The following is an 18975-nucleotide window of genomic DNA, read 5'->3' as shown; positions in this document are numbered from 1 at the left end:
GGCGATTCCTTATTTCAGCGGCGAGTTTTTACGCTCGATGCTGTAGCGCTCAAGTTCTTTGTACGGCACGACTTTGCTCTTCTTCTTACGTACATCGACCACGGTCATACGGTCAGTACAGGAGTAGCAAGGATCGAGGCTACCGATAATCAGCGGCGCATCGGAAACGGTATTACCACGCAGCATGTAGCGCAGCGTCGGCCAGTTGGCGTAGGTCGCCGCACGGCAGCGCCAGCGATACAGTTTCTGGTTGTCGCCGGTCATGCTCCAGTGAATGTCATCTCCGCGCGGCGCTTCAGCAAAGCCCAGTGCGAAACGGTGAGGAATGTAGGTAAAGCCTTCCACCATCAGCGGGCCGCCCGGCAGGTTATCCAGACCAAAGTCGATCATATTCAGTGCGGTGTAGACTTCATTAATACGAACTTTCAGACGAGAAATAACGTCGCAGCCTTGCTCGCTATGAACTTCCATCGGCAGCAGACCATAGCCGACAAATGGGTGATCGGCGCGGGTATCGCGCGCGTGGCCGCTGGCGCGAACCATCGGGCCGACGTTACTGAAGTCACGGGCAATTTCCGGATCCAGACGACCAATACCAACAGTACGCTGTTCCATATTCGGCGTACTGAGCAGCATATCGACCAGTTCCTGCACGTCACGACGCATCTGCTGCGCCAGTTGACGGGTCTGGATCATATCTTCTTTCAGCAGATCACGACGGATACCGCCGATCAGGTTCAGACCGTAAGTTTTACGTGCCCCGGTGAGGATCTCCGCCATCTTCATCGACGTTTCACGCACGCGGAAGAACTGCATAAAGCCGGAGTCAAAACCGGTGAAGTGACAGGCCAGGCCGAGGTTCAGCAGGTGCGAGTGCAGACGCTCAACTTCCAGTAGAATGGCACGGATCATCTGCGCACGTTCCGGCACCACGATGCCCATCGCATTCTCAACGGAAGTGGTATAGGCGGTGCTATGCGCAAAGCCGCAGATACCACACACGCGATCTGACAGGAACGTCACTTCGTTGTAACCCATACGGGTTTCCGCCAGTTTCTCCATGCCGCGGTGGACATAGAACAGACGGTAGTCGGCATCGATAATGTTCTCGCCGTCCACGAACAGGCGGAAGTGACCAGGTTCATCGGAGGTGACGTGCAACGGGCCAATCGGCACCACGTTATTTTTCTTGTCGCCCAGTTCGTTGATGAACTCGTAGGTTTCAGCATCGGTAGTCGGCGCCGGGCGCTGACGATAATCCATGCTGTCTTTACGCAGCGGATAGAGTTCGTCCGGCCAGTCATCGGGCAGTACCAAACGGCGCTCATCCGGCAAACCAACCGGGATCAAACCGTACATATCGCGCACTTCGCGCTCGCCCCAGACCGCAGCCGGAACGCGCGGCGTGACGGACGGGAACTCCAGCTTGTTGGCATCGACTTCAACGCGGACGGTTATCCAGCATTTGGTGCCCTGCTCCATCGACATCACGTAATAAACAGCGTAATGGCCGCACAGCTGGCGTTCGTCGTTACCAAACAACACGGACAACCAGCCGCCCTGTTTGTAGTACAGGAACTCCACCACTTCCGGCAGGTAGTTCACCTTGACGGTGATCGTCAGCTGATCTTTGGTCTGCCAGGCTTCATCCAGTACCACGCCCGGAAAGGCCTGATGCAGCGCAGCGAGATATTGTTGACCTAATTTTTCTTCAGACATGCTCAAACTCTCTTAAATCACGCCACCAGCAAGGAGACGAACGCTAAAAACGCAAACCCAAAACCGGCCCAGGTCACGCGTGAAGTGGCGCAAAAACGCAGACGCGCCATGCTGTTTTCGAACAGGGCGATGACCAGCACGCCGAGGACCAGCTTGACGACGGCAATCACCAGCGCCAGCAGCAGCCCACCCGCGGTGAAGGTTTCCATCTGTCCCCACGGCAGGAACACACCAACGAACATTTGCAGAACGACCAGTTGCTTGAGGCTAATGCCCCATTTCAGCACGGCAAAACCGCTGCCGCTGTATTCAGTCAATGGACCTTCCTGCAGCTCTTGCTCTGCTTCTGCCAGATCGAATGGCAGTTTGCCCATTTCGATAAAGGTGGCGAAAGCACAGGCACACAGTGCCAGAATCAGCGGGATGCTGTGCGCAGCAGGCCAGTGGTAAATGGTATCGGCGATATTGCTGATATGGGTTGAACCCGCAACCTGTGCCGCTACCCACAGCCCCAGCAGCAGGATAGGTTCAACCAGCACGCCAAGCATTGCTTCACGGCTGGCACCAATGGCGGTAAACGGGCTACCGGTATCCAGCCCCGCGATAGAGAAGAAGAAACGGGCAATGGCGAACAGGTAAATTAAGGTGATCAGATCGCCAAGTTGTGGCAGCGGTGAGCCAACGGTCACTACCGGCAAGGCAGTGGCGATAGTCAGCATCACGCCCACCATCACAAACGGCGTCAGGCGGAAAACCCAGCTGGAATCCGCAGGCGCAATGCTCTGACGACCCAGCAGTTTGATAATGTCGCGGTATTCCTGCAAAACGCCCGGACCGCGGCGATTGTGCAAACGCGCACGCGCCACGCGGGTAACGCCGGACAGCAGCGGCGCAACGGCAAACAGCACCAGCGCCTGAATTAACGGATATAAAACACTCATTTTCAGGCTCCTCGTGAAACCACAATCACCACCAGCACCGCCAGCTCAATCAGCGCCAGGCGACGGAACAGCACCGGCGCAGCCGCATTCTGCCAGCCCGGAACCAGTGATACCGGATTCAACCACTTACGCAGTTTGAGTACCGGGGCAAAGGCTTCTTTCACCGGAATGGCAAAACCGTGCGCGGTAATGACCATTGACTGCTCGTGATCGTAACCACACACCCATGCCGCACCGCGTGAACGCGACGGCAGACGGTTGCCTTTGAAAATTGCCATGATGATGAACGGCAGCAGCGGACATGCGATCAGCAGCAGCGTGATCATTGGCTGAGAAACGGTGGTGTTCGCAGTTTTCAGCGGCAGCGGAACGGCAGAGGAGATCATCGGCAGTAGCCACGGCGCAGCCACGCCGCCAATCACACAGCAGATAGCCAGCGCAACGACGCTCACGCTCATCAGGATTGGTGCGCAGCAGGCATTCTCAGCTTCCTTCGTACGCGGTGCGCCAAGGAACGTTACGCCATAGACTTTCGCCATACACATCACCGCCAGCGCGCCAGTAATTGCCAGCCCAACCGCCAGCAACGGCCCTAACAGACGACCGACAAACGCCCCGCTGTTACCCAGCTTGAAGAAGGATTGATAGATAACCCACTCACCGGCAAAACCGTTCAGCGGCGGCAGCGCGGCCATCGCCATCAGGCCAACCAACATCGCCAGAGAGATAACCGGCATGCGTTTGCCGATACCGCCCAGTTTTTCGATATCACGATGACCGGTACGGAACCAGATGCTGCCTGCGCCCAGGAACAGAACGCTTTTGAACAGGCTGTGGTTTACCAGGTGGTACAGACCGCCGGTCAAACCCAGCGCAATCAGCGCCGGTTGATTTAGGGAAATCCCGGTCACGCCAGCGCCTAACCCCAGCAGAATAATGCCGATGTTTTCCAGCGTGTGGTACGCCAGCAGGCGCTGGATATTGTGTTCCATCAGCGCATACAGACCGCCAACAAATGCGGTGATCATGCCCAACACCAGCAGCGTAACCCCCCACCACAGCGGTGCATTACCGCCCAGCAGCGACAGGGAGAGAATACCCAGTAGACCAACCTTCATGACGACGGTAGAGAACAGTGCCGCAGCCGGTGCGCTGGCATTGGCGTGTGCCTGTGGCACCCAACCATGCAGAGGAATAATCCCGGCCAGCAGGCCAAAACCTGCCACGCCCAGCAGCCAGATGTCAGACCCGAGCGGCAGCTCCTGGGTGCGCAGGTCTAGCAGACGCAGCTCCAGAGTGCCGTAACGTTGCCACACAAGGTAGCAGGCAACCGCCAGCAGCAGCGTACCAATACGCCCCAGCGCAAACCACAGTTTGCCTTCTTTACTGCAGCCGGTGAGGAACACGGCACACAGCGCCATGATTTCCGCCATCACCACCAGCGTACCGAGGTTGCTGGCAACCACCGCACATACCGCTGCGGCCATCAGCAGATTCACCAGCAGGCCGTTAGCTTTCACCTGCGGATGACGATGCCAGTCAATGTTGTACAGGCTGACAAACAGGCCGCACAGTCCCAGCGTAATCAGCCAGATAGCATTCAGCGGAGTAATTTGCAGACTGTGCCCAATAAACGGCATCACGCCGCTCACCGCCAGCGCATTAGTCAGAACGGTAAAACCAGCGGCTGCCGTACACAAGCTGCCGACCGCACCGCCAACTCCAGCAATCCAGCCGCTCAGCGATTTATGAAATGAAAACAGAAATGCCAGAACCGCAGCCGCTGTAAACCAGGCCACGCCGCTGTTAATCAGTGAAATTGCGCTCATTTTGCATCCCCACTCTGAGCCTGCTGAAACAAGGTGAGATCGCCGAAATCGGTATTGAAAGTCAGCTCACGCTTACGTTTGCTGGCGCGGGCGATATCCATGTTGCTCACCAGGTGCAGGGCTTTGGTCGGACACATGCGCACGCAGGCCGGACCAAGCTCGTCAAAACTGCACAGATCGCATTTCACCGCGATGGCACGAACGCCTGGAACCCAGTCCAACAGCGAACTCACGCGAGCAGGCGCTGGCGGAGCCGGAGGCGCTTTTGGCGTATTGGCGTTTGCCGGGATATGCAGCGGACGGCTACCAGAAAACTCTATCGCGCCAAACGGACAAGCGATCCCGCACAGTTTGCAGCTTACGCACAGGCTTTCATTCAGCTGTACGGCGCCATCAACGCGGTTAATGGCATTAACCGGACACACGGTGGCGCAAGGCGCATCTTCACACTGGTGGCAAAGCTGCGGCGCGGATTCTTTTTCATTTAACATCACTTTCAGGCGCGGCATTGACTGCAGGCCATGCTGGCGATGTGTCTCTGAGCAGGCGGCTTCACAGGTGTGGCAGCCAATACAAAGAGTGGAGTCAGCAATTACAAAACGATTCACCAGGCATTCCTCAGGTGATAGTCATTTTTGACGAAAACATGTCTGCAAAATGTCATTTCGACATTTTTCGACATGCCCATTCCCTAAAACATCGTGACGCAGTATGTAAACCGCATCATGACAAAGTGGACAGCACCTGAGGCTTAAGCCGGGCTATGTCCCTCAACCAGTTGGCTTAAATTCACCGGCATATTGTTCTCAACCGCGGTGTACAGGCTGTCGTAGACGGTGGCGATTTTCTCGAGATAGTGCTCCAGCACCTGTTCGCGATCGCGGTTACTGAAACGCTCATCGACTTGACCGTCGATGGTCAACTGTGCCTGTGCAATCAGTTGCTTATCATCACCATCTTTTGTTTCGACGTAGTACTCGATGGTGTGGCTATTGAAGCCATCCGCCAGCGTGACGTAGATAGTGAAGTGTTCAAAAAGGACAAAGCAGAGATCTTTGTCCGGCGCACAGCTCATTGCATGATGCAAACGCGCTTTCGACAGGGTGATCCCCTGAACCAGCGAGTTACAGTAAATACGCCACTGGTCCTGTAGGCGACGATGCCGTTCAGCGATGTAATCGGCTTTTTCGCTTATTTCCCAAATAGTCATGTCAGGTTACCCGTTTAGCAGAGATGAACAGCCTTAAGCACATTTCATGCCAAAATTAAATTTCTTAATTTTCATATAGATAAAAAATTAAAGGCGGGTGACGACATGTCATTTCGTCATTGTCGTCATTGTCACGAATGAAAAAAATCAACCTGGCATGCTTATTGCTTTTGATACGGCAACTTCACAGGAGGCGGTATGCACGAAATAACCCTCTGCCAACGGGCACTGGAATTGATTGAACAACAGGCCACGCAACACGGTGCTCAGCGAGTAACTGGGGTCTGGCTCAAAATTGGCGCATTTTCTTGCGTAGAAACCAGCGCTCTCTCCTTTTGTTTTGATCTGGTATGCCGCGGGACCCTTGCAGAAGGTTGTAAACTCCACCTCGAAGAACAAGAAGCCGAATGTTGGTGCGAATCTTGTCAACAATACGTCACATTACTGACGCAACGCGTGCGCCGATGTCCGCAATGCAACAGCGATATGCTGAGAATTGTGGCCGATGACGGCTTACAGATTCGACGTATTGAAATAGATCAGACTCCAGCGCCGGATGGCGACGCTTAAGCGTTTTATCCAGCCTACAGAAAGAGCTCGTTTGTAGGCCGGATAAGGCAACGCAGTCATCCGGCAACAGATGTATCGCAAGTAAAAAGATCAGGAGTGAGCGATGTGTACGACATGTGGTTGCGCTGAAGGCAACCTATATATAGAGGGTGATGAGCATAATCCCCACTCGGCGTTTCGCAGCGCGCCATTTGCCCCAGCGGCTCGTCCAGCGCTGAATATTACCGGTGTGAAGACCTCAAATTTCACACCGAGCCAGACCGAAGAAGGCGATTTGCACTACGGTCACGGTGAGGCAGGAACCCACGCACCAGGTATGAGCCAACGCCGTATGCTGGAAGTGGAAATTGACGTACTGGACAAAAACAACCGTCTGGCCGAACGCAACCGTGCCCGCTTTGCGGCCCGTCAGCATCTGGTGCTGAACCTTGTTTCAAGCCCGGGCTCCGGTAAAACCACGCTGCTGACCGAAACGCTGATGAAGCTGAAAGATAGCGTGCCGTGCGCCGTTATTGAAGGTGACCAGCAGACGGTGAACGATGCTGCCCGTATTCGCGCCACAGGCACGCCCGCCATTCAGGTCAACACCGGTAAAGGTTGCCACCTTGACGCACAAATGATCGCTGACGCCGCGCCGCGTTTGCCGCTTGACGATAACGGCATTCTGTTCATTGAAAACGTCGGCAACCTGGTCTGCCCGGCCAGCTTCGACCTCGGCGAGCGCCATAAAGTGGCCGTGCTTTCCGTCACCGAAGGTGAAGACAAACCGCTGAAATATCCACATATGTTTGCCGCCGCATCGCTGATGCTGCTCAACAAAGTGGATCTGCTACCGTACCTCAATTTTGACGTTGAAAAATGCATCGCCAGCGCCCGGGAAGTGAACCCGGGAATTGAGATTATCCTGATTTCCGCCACCAGTGGTGAAGGGATGGATCAATGGCTCTCCTGGCTGGAGACGCAGCGATGTGCATAGGTGTTCCGGGTCAAATCCGCACCATTGATGGCAACCAGGCCAAAGTCGACGTTTGCGGTATTCAGCGCGACGTCGACCTGACGCTGGTCGGTAGCTGTGATGAACATGGCCAACCGCGCCTCGGCCAGTGGGTACTGGTCCACGTCGGTTTTGCCATGAGCATCATTAATGAAGCTGAAGCGCGCGATACGCTCGACGCGCTGCAAAACATGTTTGACGTTGAGCCGGATGTCGGCGCGTTGCTGTACGGCGAGGAAAAATAAATGCGTTTTGTTGACGAATACCGCGCACCAGAGCAGGTGATGCAACTGATAGAGCACCTGTCTGAACGTGCCGCCCACCTCCCCTACACGGCTGAACGCCCACTGCGCATCATGGAAGTTTGTGGTGGTCATACCCACGCTATCTTCAAATTCGGCCTCGACCAGTTGCTACCGGAAAACGTGGAGTTTATTCATGGTCCGGGTTGCCCGGTTTGCGTTCTGCCGATGGGTAGAATCGACAGCTGTGTAGAAATCGCCAGCCATCCAGAAGTGATTTTCTGCACCTTTGGCGATGCGATGCGCGTCCCGGGTAAGCAAGGCTCCCTGCTGCAAGCCAAGGCGCGCGGTGCAGATATCCGTATCGTCTATTCACCGATGGATGCGCTGAAGCTGGCACAGGAAAACCCAACGCGTAAGGTGGTGTTCTTTGGTCTGGGTTTTGAAACCACAATGCCAACGACCGCTATCACTCTGCAACAGGCAAAGCAGCGTGACGTGCAGAACTTTTACTTTTTCTGCCAGCACATCACGCTTATCCCTACGCTGCGCAGCCTGCTGGAACAGCCGGACAACGGTATTGACGCCTTTTTAGCACCAGGCCACGTCAGCATGGTGATTGGCACAGATGCCTATAATTTCATTGCTTCAGACTTCCATCGTCCGTTAGTGGTCGCCGGTTTTGAACCGCTCGATCTCCTGCAAGGCGTGGTGATGTTAATTGAGCAGAAAATTGCCGCGCACAGCCAGGTAGAAAACCAGTACCGTCGCGTGGTACCGGACGCCGGTAACGCGTTAGCGCAACAGGCCATCGCCGAGGTGTTCTGCGTCAATGGCGACAGCGAATGGCGCGGTCTGGGCGTTATCGAATCCTCTGGCGTTCACCTGACGCCTGACTATCAGCGCTTTGATGCCGAAGCCCATTTCCAGCCAGCGCCGCAGCAGGTGTATGACGATCCGCGCGCGCGTTGTGGGGAAGTGCTGACGGGCAGATGTAAACCACATCAGTGCCCATTATTTGGCAAAACGTGTAACCCGGAGACAGCGTTTGGCGCCCTGATGGTCTCCTCAGAAGGCGCATGTGCCGCCTGGTATCAGTATCGTCAGCAGGAGTGTGAAGCATGAGCAGCGTACAACTCGCCCACGGTAGCGGCGGTCAGGCTATGCAGCAGTTGATCAACAGTCTGTTTATGGAGGCATTCGCGAATCCGTGGCTGGCGGAACAAGAAGATCAGGCACGTCTGGAACTGGCGCAACTGGTCGCTGAAGGCGATCGTCTGGCGTTTTCAACCGACAGCTATGTTATCGATCCGTTGTTCTTCCCGGGCGGTAATATCGGCAAGCTGGCTATCTGTGGTACGGCTAACGACGTGGCGGTCAGCGGCGCGATCCCGCGCTATCTCTCCTGCGGTTTTATCCTCGAAGAAGGTTTACCAATGGAGACGCTGAAAACCGTCGTTAACAGCATGGCGGCAACCGCGCGCGAAGCGGGTATCGCCATCGTCACCGGCGACACCAAGGTTGTACAGCGCGGCGCGGCAGACAAGCTTTTTATCAACACCGCCGGAATGGGCGCGATCCCCGCCAACATTCACTGGGGCGCACAAACCCTGAGCGTGGGCGATGTGCTGCTGGTCAGCGGTACGCTTGGCGATCACGGCGCAACCATCCTTAACCTACGCGAACAGTTGGGTCTGGATGGCGAACTGGTCAGCGACTGTGCCGTATTGACGCCGCTTATCCAGACGCTACGTGATATTCCCGGCGTCAAGGCGCTGCGTGATGCCACCCGTGGCGGCGTGAATGCGGTAACGCATGAATTTGCCGCATCATGCGGGTTTGGCATTGAGCTGTCTGAAGCGGCCCTGCCCGTGAAGCCCGCGGTGCGTGGCGTTTGCGAACTGCTGGGACTGGATGCGCTCAACTTTGCTAACGAAGGTAAGCTGGTGATTGCCGTTGAGCGTCAGGCCGCTGAAACGGCGCTTGCCGCGCTGCGCGCGCATCCATTAGGACGCGATGCCGCAATGATTGGCGAAGTGGTAGAACGCAAAGGTGTGCGTCTGGCCGGACTTTACGGCGTGAAACGAACCCTCGATTTACCACACGCCGAACCTTTACCTCGTATATGCTAACTGCCCATTAGCAGCAACGTGTAGGCCGGATAAGCGAAATCGCTATCCGGCAATAATTTACGACTTATACCTATAATTCATTTACCGTTTTCGCACCGTTCTGCGGTGCTTTTCCTGGAAAAGCAATATGTCGTATACACCGATGAGTGACCTCGGACAGCAAGGCCTGTTCGATATTACTCGTACATTATTACAGCAGCCCGATCTCCCGTCTCTTAGCGAGGCGCTTTCGCAGCTGGTCAAGCGTTCAGCGCTGGCCGACTGTGCGGCTATTGTCTTATGGCAGGCACAAACGCAGCGTGCGCGTTATTTTGCGACGCGTGAAAATGGTAAACCCATCGATTATGAAGACGAAACGGTACTGGCCCATGGCCCGGTACGCCGTATTTTGTCTCGCCCCGATGCGCTGCACTGCAACTATCATGAGTTTACGGAAACCTGGCCACAGCTGGCTTCAGGTGGACTGTATTCTGAATTTGGCCACTACTGCCTGCTGCCGCTGGCGGCAGATGGGCGCATCTTTGGCGGTTGCGAGTTCATCCGTAACGAGGATCGTCCGTGGAGTGAAAAAGAATATAACCGTCTACAGACCTTCACCCAGATAGTCGGCGTCGTTGCTGAACAAATTCAAAGCAGGGTCAGCAACAACGTCGATTACGATCTGTTGTGCCGCGAGCGTGATAACTTTCGCATCCTGGTCGCCATCACCAATGCGGTACTCTCCCGCCTGGACATTGACGAACTGGTCAGCGAAGTCGCCAAAGAGATCCACCACTACTTCGACATCGATGCCATCAGCATCGTGTTACGCAGCGATCGCAAAAACAAGCTCAGCATTTATTCCACCCACTATCTGGATGAACATCATCCAGCGCACGAACAAAGTGAAGTGGACGAAGCGGGCACGCTCTCTGAACGCGTTTTCAAAAGCAAAGAGATGCTGCTGATTAATCTGAGCGAACGCGATACGCTCGCCCCTTACGAACGGATGCTGTTCGAAACCTGGGGCAACCAGCTACAAACCCTGTGTCTGTTACCGCTGATGTCCGGCAATACTATGCTCGGCGTACTCAAGCTGGCACAGTGCGAAGAGAAAGTTTTCACTACCGCCAACCTCAAGCTATTGCGCCAAATTGCCGAGCGTGTGGCAATTGCCGTGGATAACGCGCTTGCCTATCAGGAGATTCACCGCCTGAAAGAACGTCTGGTAGATGAAAACCTGGCGCTGACAGAACAACTCAACAATGTAGAGAGTGAGTTCGGTGAAATCATTGGCCGCAGCGAAGCGATGTACAGCGTGCTCAAACAGGTCGAAATGGTGGCGCAAAGCGACAGCACCGTCCTGATTCTGGGTGAAACCGGAACGGGTAAAGAGCTGATCGCACGGGCCATTCACAACCTGAGCGGACGTAACGCCCGTCGGATGGTGAAGATGAACTGCGCGGCAATGCCTGCCGGATTACTGGAAAGCGATCTGTTTGGTCATGAGCGTGGCGCGTTTACCGGCGCCAGCACGCAGCGGATTGGTCGTTTCGAGCTGGCAGATAAAAGTTCGCTGTTCCTCGATGAAGTTGGCGATATGCCGCTGGAGCTTCAGCCTAAGCTACTGCGCGTTCTGCAAGAGCAGGAGTTTGAACGTCTGGGCAGTAATAAGCTGATCCAGACCGACGTGCGCTTGATCGCCGCCACTAACCGCGATCTGAAAAAGATGGTCGCCGATCGCGAGTTTCGTAACGATCTCTACTATCGACTGAACGTCTTCCCGATCCATCTGCCGCCGCTGCGTGAGCGCCCGGAAGATATCCCGCTGCTGGTGAAAGCTTTCACCTTTAAAATTGCTCGCCGGATGGGGCGCAATATCGACAGCATTCCCGCCGAGGCGCTGCGTACGCTGAGCAGCATGGAGTGGCCGGGCAACGTGCGCGAACTGGAAAATGTGGTGGAGCGCGCGGTTCTGCTTACCCGAGGCAACGTGCTGCAGCTGTCCCTTCCGGATATTGCCCCTTTGATGCCGTCTACGCCTCCGGTGGCAACCGAAGTCGCACAGGACGGCGAAGATGAATACCAGTTGATTATGCGCGTATTGAAAGAAACCAACGGTGTGGTTGCCGGTCCCAAAGGCGCGGCACAACGGCTGGGGCTGAAACGTACAACGTTACTCTCACGCATGAAGCGATTGGGTATTGATAAGGATGCACTGGTTTAGCCAGTGTGGCTATACTGGGTGATATCTCAACGAAAGGAGGCAGTATGGCGGTATCAGCACGTAATCAATTAACCGGTACAGTGAGCGCAGTCGCTACAGGCGCAGTGAATGATGAAGTTGAACTGACGCTGGCTGGCGGCGCAAAACTGGTCGCGATTGTGACCCATAGTAGTCAGCAGGCACTGGGTCTGGCGAAAGGAAAAGAAGCCATTGCGCTGATCAAAGCGCCGTGGGTGACGCTGGCGACTGAAGACTGTGGCCTGAAATTCTCTGCCCGTAACCAATTTGCCGGTAGCGTTTCACAGGTAACCGAAGGCGCCGTTAACGCCACCGTACACATCAAAACTGATGCCGGTTTTGACATTGTCGCGGTCGTGACGAACGAAAGTCAGCAAGAGATGAAACTGAGTCAGGGAAGCCGGGTCATCGCGCTGATCAAAGCCTCGGCCATTCTGATTGCCACCAAAGCGTAATCGCCATTCATCACCGCATGGCCAGATTACCCGATGGCGCTACGCTTATCGGATTTACACAACGGTTCCGTTTACCTTGTAGGCCGGATAAGGCATCGCCACCATCCGGCACACAAAGACGCTATTTTTTCCGCTGGTATTTCTCTGGCAATTCCGGGACAGGGCGTTTGTCATCAATCAGATGACGCACGGTCAGAATCGGATGACGCCAGAGCATTCTTGGCCCAGCCCAACGCATAATTTGCTTCATCTCTTCGCGTTTGGCAGATTGATAGCAGTGCACCGGACACTGCTTACAGGCCGGTTTTTCCTCACCAAAGACGCACTTATCGAGGCGCTTTTGCGCATAGGCAAACAACGCATCATAATGCCCCGGCTCGTCTGAAGCCTGCGGACACTGGCGCTCGTAGAGTGAGATCATTCTCTGGATCGTCATTTTTTCACGTGCAATACGTTTGCCGGACATGATGCCTCCATAATTAAGTTGCATAAATAATACACCTTAACTAAGCACAGGACTATTGCTGGAGGTCATCCATTCCTTAGCATCCTACGCAAATAAGAATTATTTTCATTTATTTATGCCATGTGCTATATAACATAGCAAATGCTATATTCGATGATAAATTAACCATTTTGTTGTGAGGGATACTATGCCGCATCTGCCCCATCTCAAGTCATTTCTCCTTGCCAGCGCGTTAACGGCGCTGACGCTGTCACCCGCCTGGGCGAAAGAAAAATTCAAAGTGGTAACCACCTTTACGGTGATTGCCGATATGGCAAGCAATGTAGCAGGTGACGCGGCGGACGTTAGTTCTATCACCAAACCGGGGGCTGAAATTCACGAATATCAACCAACCCCAGGTGATATTAAACGGGCGCAAGGCGCACAGCTTATTCTCTCCAACGGTCTGAACCTCGAACTATGGTTTGCCCGCTTCTACCAAAATTTGTCCGGCGTACCAGAAGTGATGGTCTCAAACGGCGTCCAGCCAATGGGCATCAGCGAAGGACCGTACAACGGTAAACCAAACCCGCATGCCTGGATGTCAGCGGAGAACGCACTTATCTACGTGGATAACATTCGCGATGCGCTGATGAAATACGATCCGGACAATGCCGCGACCTACCAGAAAAACGCACAGAATTATAAAGCGAAAATCCAGCAGACCCTGGCGCCACTGCATACAGAACTGGCAAAGCTCCCTGCTGATAAACGCTGGCTGGTCACCAGTGAAGGCGCATTCTCTTACCTGGCACGTGATAACGGCCTGAAAGAGCTGTATCTGTGGCCGATCAATGCCGATCAGCAAGGTACGCCGAAGCAGGTACGCAAAGTAATCGATGCGATCAGAGAGCATCATATCCCAACGGTATTTAGCGAAAGCACCGTGTCCGACAAACCAGCGCGTCAGGTTGCCCGTGAGTCTGGTGCGTATTACGGCGGCGTGCTGTATGTCGATTCGCTCAGCGCTGCCGATGGTCCGGTACCGACCTATCTGGATTTACTGCGCGTCACCACGCAAACCATTGTTAACGGCATCAACAAGGGTCTGGAGAGCCAACCATGAGTCACTCTGCGATTACCGTAAATCAGGTTACGGTGACGTATCGCAACGGTCATACCGCATTGCGGGACGCCACTTTTCAGGTTCCGGGCGGCTCAATTGCCGCTCTGGTCGGCGTCAACGGGTCGGGAAAATCAACGCTTTTTAAAGCGCTGATGGGTTTTGTCCGCCTGGCGCAAGGGGAAATCTCAATTCTGCAACAGCCGGTAAACAAGGCGCTCAAACAGAATCTGATCGCCTATGTCCCTCAGTCAGAAGAGGTGGACTGGTCGTTTCCGGTACTGGTGGAAGATGTGGTGATGATGGGACGCTTTGGCCATATGGGCTGGCTGCGTCGACCAAAACAGATCGACCACGCCTGCGTGGATGCGGCGCTGGCGCGGGTTGATATGCTGGACTATCGCCATCGTCAGATAGGTGAACTGTCCGGTGGGCAGAAAAAGCGAGTTTTTCTGGCAAGGGCCATCGCACAGGACGGACAGGTTATTTTACTGGATGAACCCTTCACCGGCGTGGATGTAAAAACCGAGGCCCGGATCATCGACCTGCTGCGTGAACTGCGTGATGAAGGTCGAACCATGCTGGTCTCTACCCATAATCTGGGATCCGTCACCGAGTTTTGTGATTACACGGTGATGATTAAGGGCACGGTGCTGGCAAGTGGACCAACCGATACCACCTTTACCCCCGAGAATCTCGAGCTGGCATTTAGCGGCGTACTGCGTCACGTTGCGCTGAGCGGCGGCGAACAACACGTGATTACCGACGATGAACGCCCGTTTATTTCGCGACGTGCGGCAAGCGAGGGGGAATAATCATGAACTGGCTGACAGAGCCGTTTGGTTACCAGTATATGCTCAACGCCATGTGGGTCTCGGCGATGGTCGGCGGCCTGTGCGCGTTTCTCTCCTGCTATTTGATGCTCAAAGGCTGGTCGCTGATCGGCGATGCGCTGTCGCACTCTATTGTTCCGGGCGTGGCAGGCGCTTATATGTTAGGGCTTCCCTTCGCGCTTGGCGCATTCCTTTCCGGCGGCCTGGCGGCGGGCAGTATGCTGTTTCTTAATCAGCGTTCGCGCCTGAAGGAAGATGCGATTATCGGACTGATTTTTTCGTCTTTTTTCGGTATCGGGCTTTTTATGGTGTCGCTCAATCCGATGTCAGTGAACATTCAGACCATTATTCTCGGCAACGTGCTGGCGATTGCACCGGAAGATATTCTGCAACTGGCCATCATCGGGGTTATCTCGCTGACTATCCTGTTTTTGAAGTGGAAAGATCTGATGGTGGTCTTTTTTGATGAAAACCACGCGCGCTCTATCGGTTTGAATCCGGGCCGGTTGAAGCTGTTGTTTTTTACGCTGCTCTCCGTTTCAACGGTAGCCGCCCTGCAAACCGTCGGTGCATTTCTGGTGATTTGCCTGGTGGTTACGCCCGGAGCGACGGCCTGGCTGCTGACCGATCGTTTTCCACGCCTGCTCACCATCGCCGTAGCTATCGGCAGCCTGACCAGCTTTTTCGGCGCCTGGCTGAGCTACTGGCTGGACGGCGCAACCGGCGGAATTATCGTCGTTCTGCAAACATTGCTGTTCCTGCTGGCATTTGTCTTCGCACCAAAACACGGTCTGCTGGCGAATCGCCGACGCGCCCGGCTGGTGAACAAGGAGTCAGTATGATCTTAACAACGCTATTAGAACCCTTTCAGTTTAGCTTTATGGTCAATGCGCTGGTTATCTCCACCATTGTCGCCGTGCCCTGCGCGCTGCTGTCGGTATTTTTAGTACTCAAAGGCTGGGCGCTGATGGGCGATGCCATGAGCCACGCGGTTTTCCCGGGAATTGTACTGGCGTGGATTGCGGGTATCCCACTGGCAATTGGCGCATTTATCGCTGGGCTGTTCTGTGCAGTAGCGACGGGTTATCTCGACGATAACAGCCGCATCAAACGCGATACCCTGATGGGAATTGTCTTCTCCGGCATGTTCGGTGCGGGGCTGGTGCTGTACGTCTCTATCCAGTCGGAAGTCCATCTCGATCATATTCTGTTCGGCGACATGCTGGGCGTATCGTTCAGCGACATCATACAAACCGCGGTTATTACGCTTGGGATAGCGCTTATTATTGGGCTTAAGTGGAAAGATCTGCTACTGCATGCGTTCGACCCGCATCAGGCAAAGGCCAGTGGGCTTAACACTGCACTGCTACATTATGGCCTGCTGTGCATGATCGCCCTGACGATTGTCGCCACGCTAAAATCAGTAGGGATTATTTTGTCGATCTCCTTACTGATTGCGCCTGGCGCCATTGCGATTTTAATGACGCGGAAATTTTCCCACGCCTTGTGGCTAGCGGTGATTATGTCGGTCGTTACCTCGTTTATGGGCGTGTACCTGTCTTTTTTCATCGACAGTGCACCGGCCCCCACCATCGTCGTACTATTTTCACTGCTGTTTGTGATGACCTTTATTTATTCCACCCAGCGCGATCGCCGTTTAGAACGGCAACGCCTGCATGATGTGCTATAGGCTAATCATCGCCAGCTTAATAACGGGCTAAACGCCTCGCAACCCACCAGGGCACGAAGCGCAGGCAAATGACAGTTACGCGCCAGAAGCGGAGGTACGGCAAAAATAATGTCGCTGGAGAGCATCACATTCTCAAGTTGTCCCCATAGGTACCAGCCGGTTTCAACACCACTGTCGGGGACGCGCAAATGCAAATGCCATCCTTCCTGTGGCTCATCAGTAATCCCCAGCCATTGGCTGAATTGGGGGATTTCAGGCACAACCTGAGTCACTAACGAGCACATACCAACCTGGTTTGCCGGTATATACAAAGTTAGCGCTCCCAAAGTAATACGTACCGCCGCCAGATTAGTGGGAGCCGTCATAACCGCTGGTCTCCTGATAACGCTCAAAGACCAAATTCAGATCGAGCAACGTGTACCAGGTTTCCATCACGTTAACTACCCCCACAGCGATGCTTTGTAACGCCGGGGGCAACGAATCTCCTGGCAAATGAATCTGGCTTTCGGCGACTTCCAACACATCAATCAATTTATCTATCAGGATCCCGCTTTGCATTTTCTCGGCGCAACCAATCAGAATAGTGCGCTTACCTGCCGAATTGACGGTAGGTTTATCGATCAGGCTGTCCAGCCTCATCACCGATTCCACCCGTCCACGATAGTTGATGACCCCTTCAAGCATTGGCGCGCAACAGGGAACCCTGGAAATCGGGCGCTCTGCAAGGATCTCTTTAATTTGCGCCCCATAGAAGGCAAAATTCTTACCCGCCAGTTGGAATAACACCAGCGTACGCTGGGGTTCATCAACGTTTTCACACTCCGGCTTTTCACCATGGTTCAGCGCAAGAATCTGCTCCAGCTGTTGGCTCATATTGACTCCTTTTACTCGGCAATGCAGAAAGTGTTACGGCCATTTTGTTTCGCGGCGTACAGCGCCTGATCGGCACGTTCGCGTAGCGTTTCAATCCGATCGCCAAACTGCCACTGGGCAATGCCCGCGCTGAAGGTGCTGTGAAAACTGGCGTCGTTAACGGAAAAGGCGACCTGCTCGTAATCCTTGCGCAATCTTTCAACCACCCGCGCCGCTTTCTCACTGCTGGTATTAGGCATAATGATGACAAACTCTTCACCGCCGTAACGGCCTACGATATCGGTACTGCGTAGGCGATGGGAAAACAGTTGCGAAATGCCGACAATAACCTGGTCGCCAACGGCATGGCCGTAGGTGTCGTTAATGCTTTTGAAACGATCCAGATCCACCATCACCATACAGAACTGATTACCGCTGTAGTTCGACTCGGCAATCGCGCTTTTGAGAAAATGGGTAGTCGTCGAGTGGTTATATAATCCACTCAGGCTGTCCTGTGACATGCGGGCACGCAGGACGCGCATTCTTTCAGCGCGGATCGTGACGGCACGGATAAGCTCCTCTGGGTCGGCCTGTTTAAGAATAAAATCCTCCGCGCCAATGCTCATTGCGCCAAGCTGCGCATGCTTGTTGGTCTCGCTGGAGAGATAGGCGATTGGCAGGCCAATATGCTGCGGTATCTGGCGAATGAGTTTCGTCAACTCTTCACCGCTGAACTCGGGCATATGGTAGTCCATCAGCACCAGATCGATAGGTTGCGCATTCAGTACGTGCAACAAATGGTGTGGTTTCTCCAGCACATGTACTTCCATTCCCGCCATGCGTAGCATTTCAGCGTTATATTCCGCCACCGCAGGCTCATCATCGATCAACAGCACCTGATACGGTTTTTTCAGCGACGGTTGGGTTAAACGATGCAACTCCTGCACTAAATCGGTGATAGATGCGGGTTTAACATAGTAGCCGTCGCAGCCGGATTTAATGGCATTTATCCGGGCGTTAAAATCACTGTGACACGAGAGGAACAGCACCGGAAAGGCCTTGCCAACTTTTTGTTTCAGGTCCGACATCGTCAACGGCCCGCCGTAGGCATTGTCCGGAAAGCTGACATCCATAATCACCACAGCAGGCGGTTGCGACAGTACGGCCTGAGTAAAATCCTGGGTGCTTGAGAACACATGACAGGTAAAACCAAAGCAGCGCAATTGGGTGGCGAGCAGCTCAACCTGATCGACGTCATCATCGCACAGGTAGATAGGCTGACTGGCCCGCCGAACATATCCCTCTTCCGGACGCTGCGCGGTGATCGGTAAAGTGAAATCCGTATCGCTGATACGATGCTCCAGGTTGAGCTGCTCCTGGGTCAGGGTATACAACCACCTGATAATTCGCCGCAGCTCGTCATAATGCAGCGGGCTTTGCTCTGTTTCCGGTTCGGTAAGTAAACGCTCACCTTCTGCTGAGGCATCCGCCAGTGGGCTAAAGCCAAAGGAACCCGCCGAACCGTGAATACTGTGCAGCAGAATATGCAGCTGTTTGCGACAGGCTTCGCTGGGCTCTGCGACCAGTTGTACGAGTAATCTTTCCGCTTGTGCCAGCATGTCTGGGATTCGGCGTAAAAAACCCTGGCGCAAACGCGCTATTTTTTCCTGCGCAGCCGCCATCGCTATATGCTTATTTTCTTGTTTCATCAAACAC

The 18975-nt window shown here is 54.3% G+C and carries 20 protein-coding genes; 11 read left to right on the top strand and 9 right to left on the bottom strand.

Translation table 11 applies throughout. The annotated features are described in order from the left end of the window. Nucleotides 1–9: 9 nt before the first annotated feature. From hycE to hycA, 5 genes are all read right to left on the bottom strand, one after another. Nucleotides 10–1719, bottom strand: a complete 1710-nt coding sequence (gene hycE, locus OGX67_RS14375; RefSeq protein WP_003037393.1) for a formate hydrogenlyase subunit HycE — start codon at nucleotides 1717–1719, stop codon at nucleotides 10–12. A 17-nt stretch (nucleotides 1720–1736) separates the two neighbouring features. Next, complete coding sequence (locus OGX67_RS14370) at nucleotides 1737–2660, bottom strand: respiratory chain complex I subunit 1 family protein (protein WP_003037395.1); 924 nt, start codon at nucleotides 2658–2660, stop codon at nucleotides 1737–1739. A gap of 2 nt (nucleotides 2661–2662) precedes the next feature. Then, nucleotides 2663–4489: a formate hydrogenlyase subunit 3 gene (gene hycC / locus OGX67_RS14365; protein WP_286526685.1), complete on the bottom strand. Its 1827-nt coding sequence runs from the start codon at nucleotides 4487–4489 to the stop codon at nucleotides 2663–2665. Beyond that, nucleotides 4486–5097, bottom strand: coding sequence for a formate hydrogenlyase subunit HycB (hycB, locus tag OGX67_RS14360; protein ID WP_003037401.1), 612 nt, complete (start codon nucleotides 5095–5097; stop codon nucleotides 4486–4488). Before hycB ends, hycC begins: the two co-directional genes overlap by 4 nt. 143 nt (nucleotides 5098–5240) lie before the next feature. Next, nucleotides 5241–5699, bottom strand: coding sequence for a formate hydrogenlyase regulator HycA (gene hycA / locus OGX67_RS14355; RefSeq protein ID WP_003840271.1), 459 nt, complete (start codon nucleotides 5697–5699; stop codon nucleotides 5241–5243). Between the two features lie 198 nt (nucleotides 5700–5897). Here hycA and hypA point away from each other — a divergent pair, with 198 nt between their 5' ends. The 7 genes from hypA to OGX67_RS14320 all read left to right on the top strand — a co-directional run bounded on the left by hypA (nucleotide 5898) and on the right by OGX67_RS14320 (nucleotide 12316). After that, nucleotides 5898–6269, top strand: a complete 372-nt coding sequence (gene hypA, locus OGX67_RS14350) for a hydrogenase maturation nickel metallochaperone HypA (protein ID WP_003037406.1) — start codon at nucleotides 5898–5900, stop codon at nucleotides 6267–6269. Nucleotides 6270–6372: 103 nt separating this feature from the next. After that, nucleotides 6373–7245 carry a hydrogenase nickel incorporation protein HypB gene (hypB, locus tag OGX67_RS14345; protein WP_003037409.1) on the top strand — a complete coding sequence of 291 codons (873 nt, stop codon included), beginning with the start codon at nucleotides 6373–6375 and terminating at the stop codon, nucleotides 7243–7245. After that, nucleotides 7236–7508 carry a hydrogenase 3 maturation protein HypC gene (gene hypC, locus OGX67_RS14340; protein ID WP_003037411.1) on the top strand — a complete coding sequence of 91 codons (273 nt, stop codon included), beginning with the start codon at nucleotides 7236–7238 and terminating at the stop codon, nucleotides 7506–7508. The genes hypB and hypC overlap by 10 nt, the downstream gene beginning before the upstream one ends. Then, nucleotides 7509–8630 (top strand): hydrogenase formation protein HypD, encoded by a 1122-nt coding sequence (gene hypD, locus OGX67_RS14335; RefSeq protein WP_003037413.1) that lies wholly within the window; start codon nucleotides 7509–7511, stop codon nucleotides 8628–8630. Beyond that, nucleotides 8627–9637 carry a hydrogenase expression/formation protein HypE gene (hypE, locus tag OGX67_RS14330; protein WP_003037416.1) on the top strand — a complete coding sequence of 337 codons (1011 nt, stop codon included), beginning with the start codon at nucleotides 8627–8629 and terminating at the stop codon, nucleotides 9635–9637. Before hypD ends, hypE begins: the two co-directional genes overlap by 4 nt. 127 nt (nucleotides 9638–9764) lie before the next feature. Next, nucleotides 9765–11843 (top strand): formate hydrogenlyase transcriptional activator FlhA, encoded by a 2079-nt coding sequence (gene flhA, locus OGX67_RS14325; protein WP_003840276.1) that lies wholly within the window; start codon nucleotides 9765–9767, stop codon nucleotides 11841–11843. 44 nt (nucleotides 11844–11887) lie between these two features. Beyond that, on the top strand, nucleotides 11888–12316 hold the full coding sequence (locus tag OGX67_RS14320; protein WP_003037421.1) for a TOBE domain-containing protein: 429 nt from the start codon (nucleotides 11888–11890) through the stop codon (nucleotides 12314–12316). A 121-nt stretch (nucleotides 12317–12437) separates the two neighbouring features. On the opposite strand, the gene OGX67_RS14315 is transcribed toward OGX67_RS14320, so the two are convergent. Beyond that, nucleotides 12438–12782 carry a nitrous oxide-stimulated promoter family protein gene (locus OGX67_RS14315; protein WP_003037424.1) on the bottom strand — a complete coding sequence of 115 codons (345 nt, stop codon included), beginning with the start codon at nucleotides 12780–12782 and terminating at the stop codon, nucleotides 12438–12440. A 187-nt stretch (nucleotides 12783–12969) separates the two neighbouring features. On the opposite strand from OGX67_RS14315, the gene OGX67_RS14310 reads away from it, so the two are divergent. The 4 genes from OGX67_RS14310 to sitD are packed head-to-tail and all read left to right on the top strand — an operon-like array spanning nucleotide 12970 to nucleotide 16407. Further along, nucleotides 12970–13887, top strand: coding sequence for a metal ABC transporter substrate-binding protein (locus OGX67_RS14310; protein WP_032949907.1), 918 nt, complete (start codon nucleotides 12970–12972; stop codon nucleotides 13885–13887). Then, nucleotides 13884–14699: an iron/manganese ABC transporter ATP-binding protein SitB gene (gene sitB / locus OGX67_RS14305; RefSeq protein WP_003840297.1), complete on the top strand. Its 816-nt coding sequence runs from the start codon at nucleotides 13884–13886 to the stop codon at nucleotides 14697–14699. Before OGX67_RS14310 ends, sitB begins: the two co-directional genes overlap by 4 nt. Nucleotides 14700–14701: 2 nt before the next feature. After that, nucleotides 14702–15559: an iron/manganese ABC transporter permease subunit SitC gene (gene sitC, locus OGX67_RS14300; protein ID WP_008785642.1), complete on the top strand. Its 858-nt coding sequence runs from the start codon at nucleotides 14702–14704 to the stop codon at nucleotides 15557–15559. Next, complete coding sequence (gene sitD / locus OGX67_RS14295; RefSeq protein ID WP_071696690.1) at nucleotides 15556–16407, top strand: iron/manganese ABC transporter permease subunit SitD; 852 nt, start codon at nucleotides 15556–15558, stop codon at nucleotides 16405–16407. The genes sitC and sitD overlap by 4 nt, the downstream gene beginning before the upstream one ends. Before the next feature lie 5 nt (nucleotides 16408–16412). On the opposite strand, the gene OGX67_RS14290 is transcribed toward sitD, so the two are convergent. From OGX67_RS14290 to OGX67_RS14280, 3 genes are read right to left on the bottom strand one after another with little or no spacing between them, the layout of a single operon-like run. Then, nucleotides 16413–16772, bottom strand: coding sequence for a hypothetical protein (locus OGX67_RS14290; protein WP_115490140.1), 360 nt, complete (start codon nucleotides 16770–16772; stop codon nucleotides 16413–16415). Further along, nucleotides 16756–17280, bottom strand: coding sequence for a chemotaxis protein CheW (locus tag OGX67_RS14285; protein ID WP_086504483.1), 525 nt, complete (start codon nucleotides 17278–17280; stop codon nucleotides 16756–16758). The genes OGX67_RS14290 and OGX67_RS14285 overlap by 17 nt, the downstream gene beginning before the upstream one ends. A gap of 11 nt (nucleotides 17281–17291) precedes the next feature. Beyond that, nucleotides 17292–18968 (bottom strand): diguanylate cyclase, encoded by a 1677-nt coding sequence (locus tag OGX67_RS14280; protein WP_071696689.1) that lies wholly within the window; start codon nucleotides 18966–18968, stop codon nucleotides 17292–17294. Nucleotides 18969–18975 lie beyond the last annotated feature (7 nt).

Source organism: Citrobacter sp. Cf118 (genome assembly GCF_030334095.1).
Classification (GTDB): Bacteria; Pseudomonadota; Gammaproteobacteria; order Enterobacterales; family Enterobacteriaceae; genus Citrobacter; species Citrobacter freundii.
Note: the sequence above shows the minus strand (reverse complement) of the source record. Positions and strands in the feature narration are given on the sequence as shown.

Bases quoted from the DNA above. Each gene is read 5' to 3' on its own strand.
- hycE (WP_003037393.1), bottom strand. From the start codon at position 1,719: ATGTCTGAAGAAAAATTAGGTCAACAATATCTCGCTGCGCTGCATCAG.
- OGX67_RS14370 (WP_003037395.1), bottom strand. From the start codon at position 2,660: ATGAGTGTTTTATATCCGTTAATTCAGGCGCTGGTGCTGTTTGCCGTT.
- hycC (WP_286526685.1), bottom strand. From the start codon at position 4,489: ATGAGCGCAATTTCACTGATTAACAGCGGCGTGGCCTGGTTTACAGCG.
- hycA (WP_003840271.1), bottom strand. From the start codon at position 5,699: ATGACTATTTGGGAAATAAGCGAAAAAGCCGATTACATCGCTGAACGG.
- hypA (WP_003037406.1), top strand. From the start codon at position 5,898: ATGCACGAAATAACCCTCTGCCAACGGGCACTGGAATTGATTGAACAA.
- hypB (WP_003037409.1), top strand. From the start codon at position 6,373: ATGTGTACGACATGTGGTTGCGCTGAAGGCAACCTATATATAGAGGGT.
- hypC (WP_003037411.1), top strand. From the start codon at position 7,236: ATGTGCATAGGTGTTCCGGGTCAAATCCGCACCATTGATGGCAACCAG.
- hypD (WP_003037413.1), top strand. From the start codon at position 7,509: ATGCGTTTTGTTGACGAATACCGCGCACCAGAGCAGGTGATGCAACTG.
- hypE (WP_003037416.1), top strand. From the start codon at position 8,627: ATGAGCAGCGTACAACTCGCCCACGGTAGCGGCGGTCAGGCTATGCAG.
- flhA (WP_003840276.1), top strand. From the start codon at position 9,765: ATGTCGTATACACCGATGAGTGACCTCGGACAGCAAGGCCTGTTCGAT.
- OGX67_RS14320 (WP_003037421.1), top strand. From the start codon at position 11,888: ATGGCGGTATCAGCACGTAATCAATTAACCGGTACAGTGAGCGCAGTC.
- OGX67_RS14315 (WP_003037424.1), bottom strand. From the start codon at position 12,782: ATGTCCGGCAAACGTATTGCACGTGAAAAAATGACGATCCAGAGAATG.
- OGX67_RS14310 (WP_032949907.1), top strand. From the start codon at position 12,970: ATGCCGCATCTGCCCCATCTCAAGTCATTTCTCCTTGCCAGCGCGTTA.
- sitB (WP_003840297.1), top strand. From the start codon at position 13,884: ATGAGTCACTCTGCGATTACCGTAAATCAGGTTACGGTGACGTATCGC.
- sitC (WP_008785642.1), top strand. From the start codon at position 14,702: ATGAACTGGCTGACAGAGCCGTTTGGTTACCAGTATATGCTCAACGCC.
- sitD (WP_071696690.1), top strand. From the start codon at position 15,556: ATGATCTTAACAACGCTATTAGAACCCTTTCAGTTTAGCTTTATGGTC.
- OGX67_RS14290 (WP_115490140.1), bottom strand. From the start codon at position 16,772: ATGACGGCTCCCACTAATCTGGCGGCGGTACGTATTACTTTGGGAGCG.
- OGX67_RS14285 (WP_086504483.1), bottom strand. From the start codon at position 17,280: ATGAGCCAACAGCTGGAGCAGATTCTTGCGCTGAACCATGGTGAAAAG.
- OGX67_RS14280 (WP_071696689.1), bottom strand. From the start codon at position 18,968: ATGAAACAAGAAAATAAGCATATAGCGATGGCGGCTGCGCAGGAAAAA.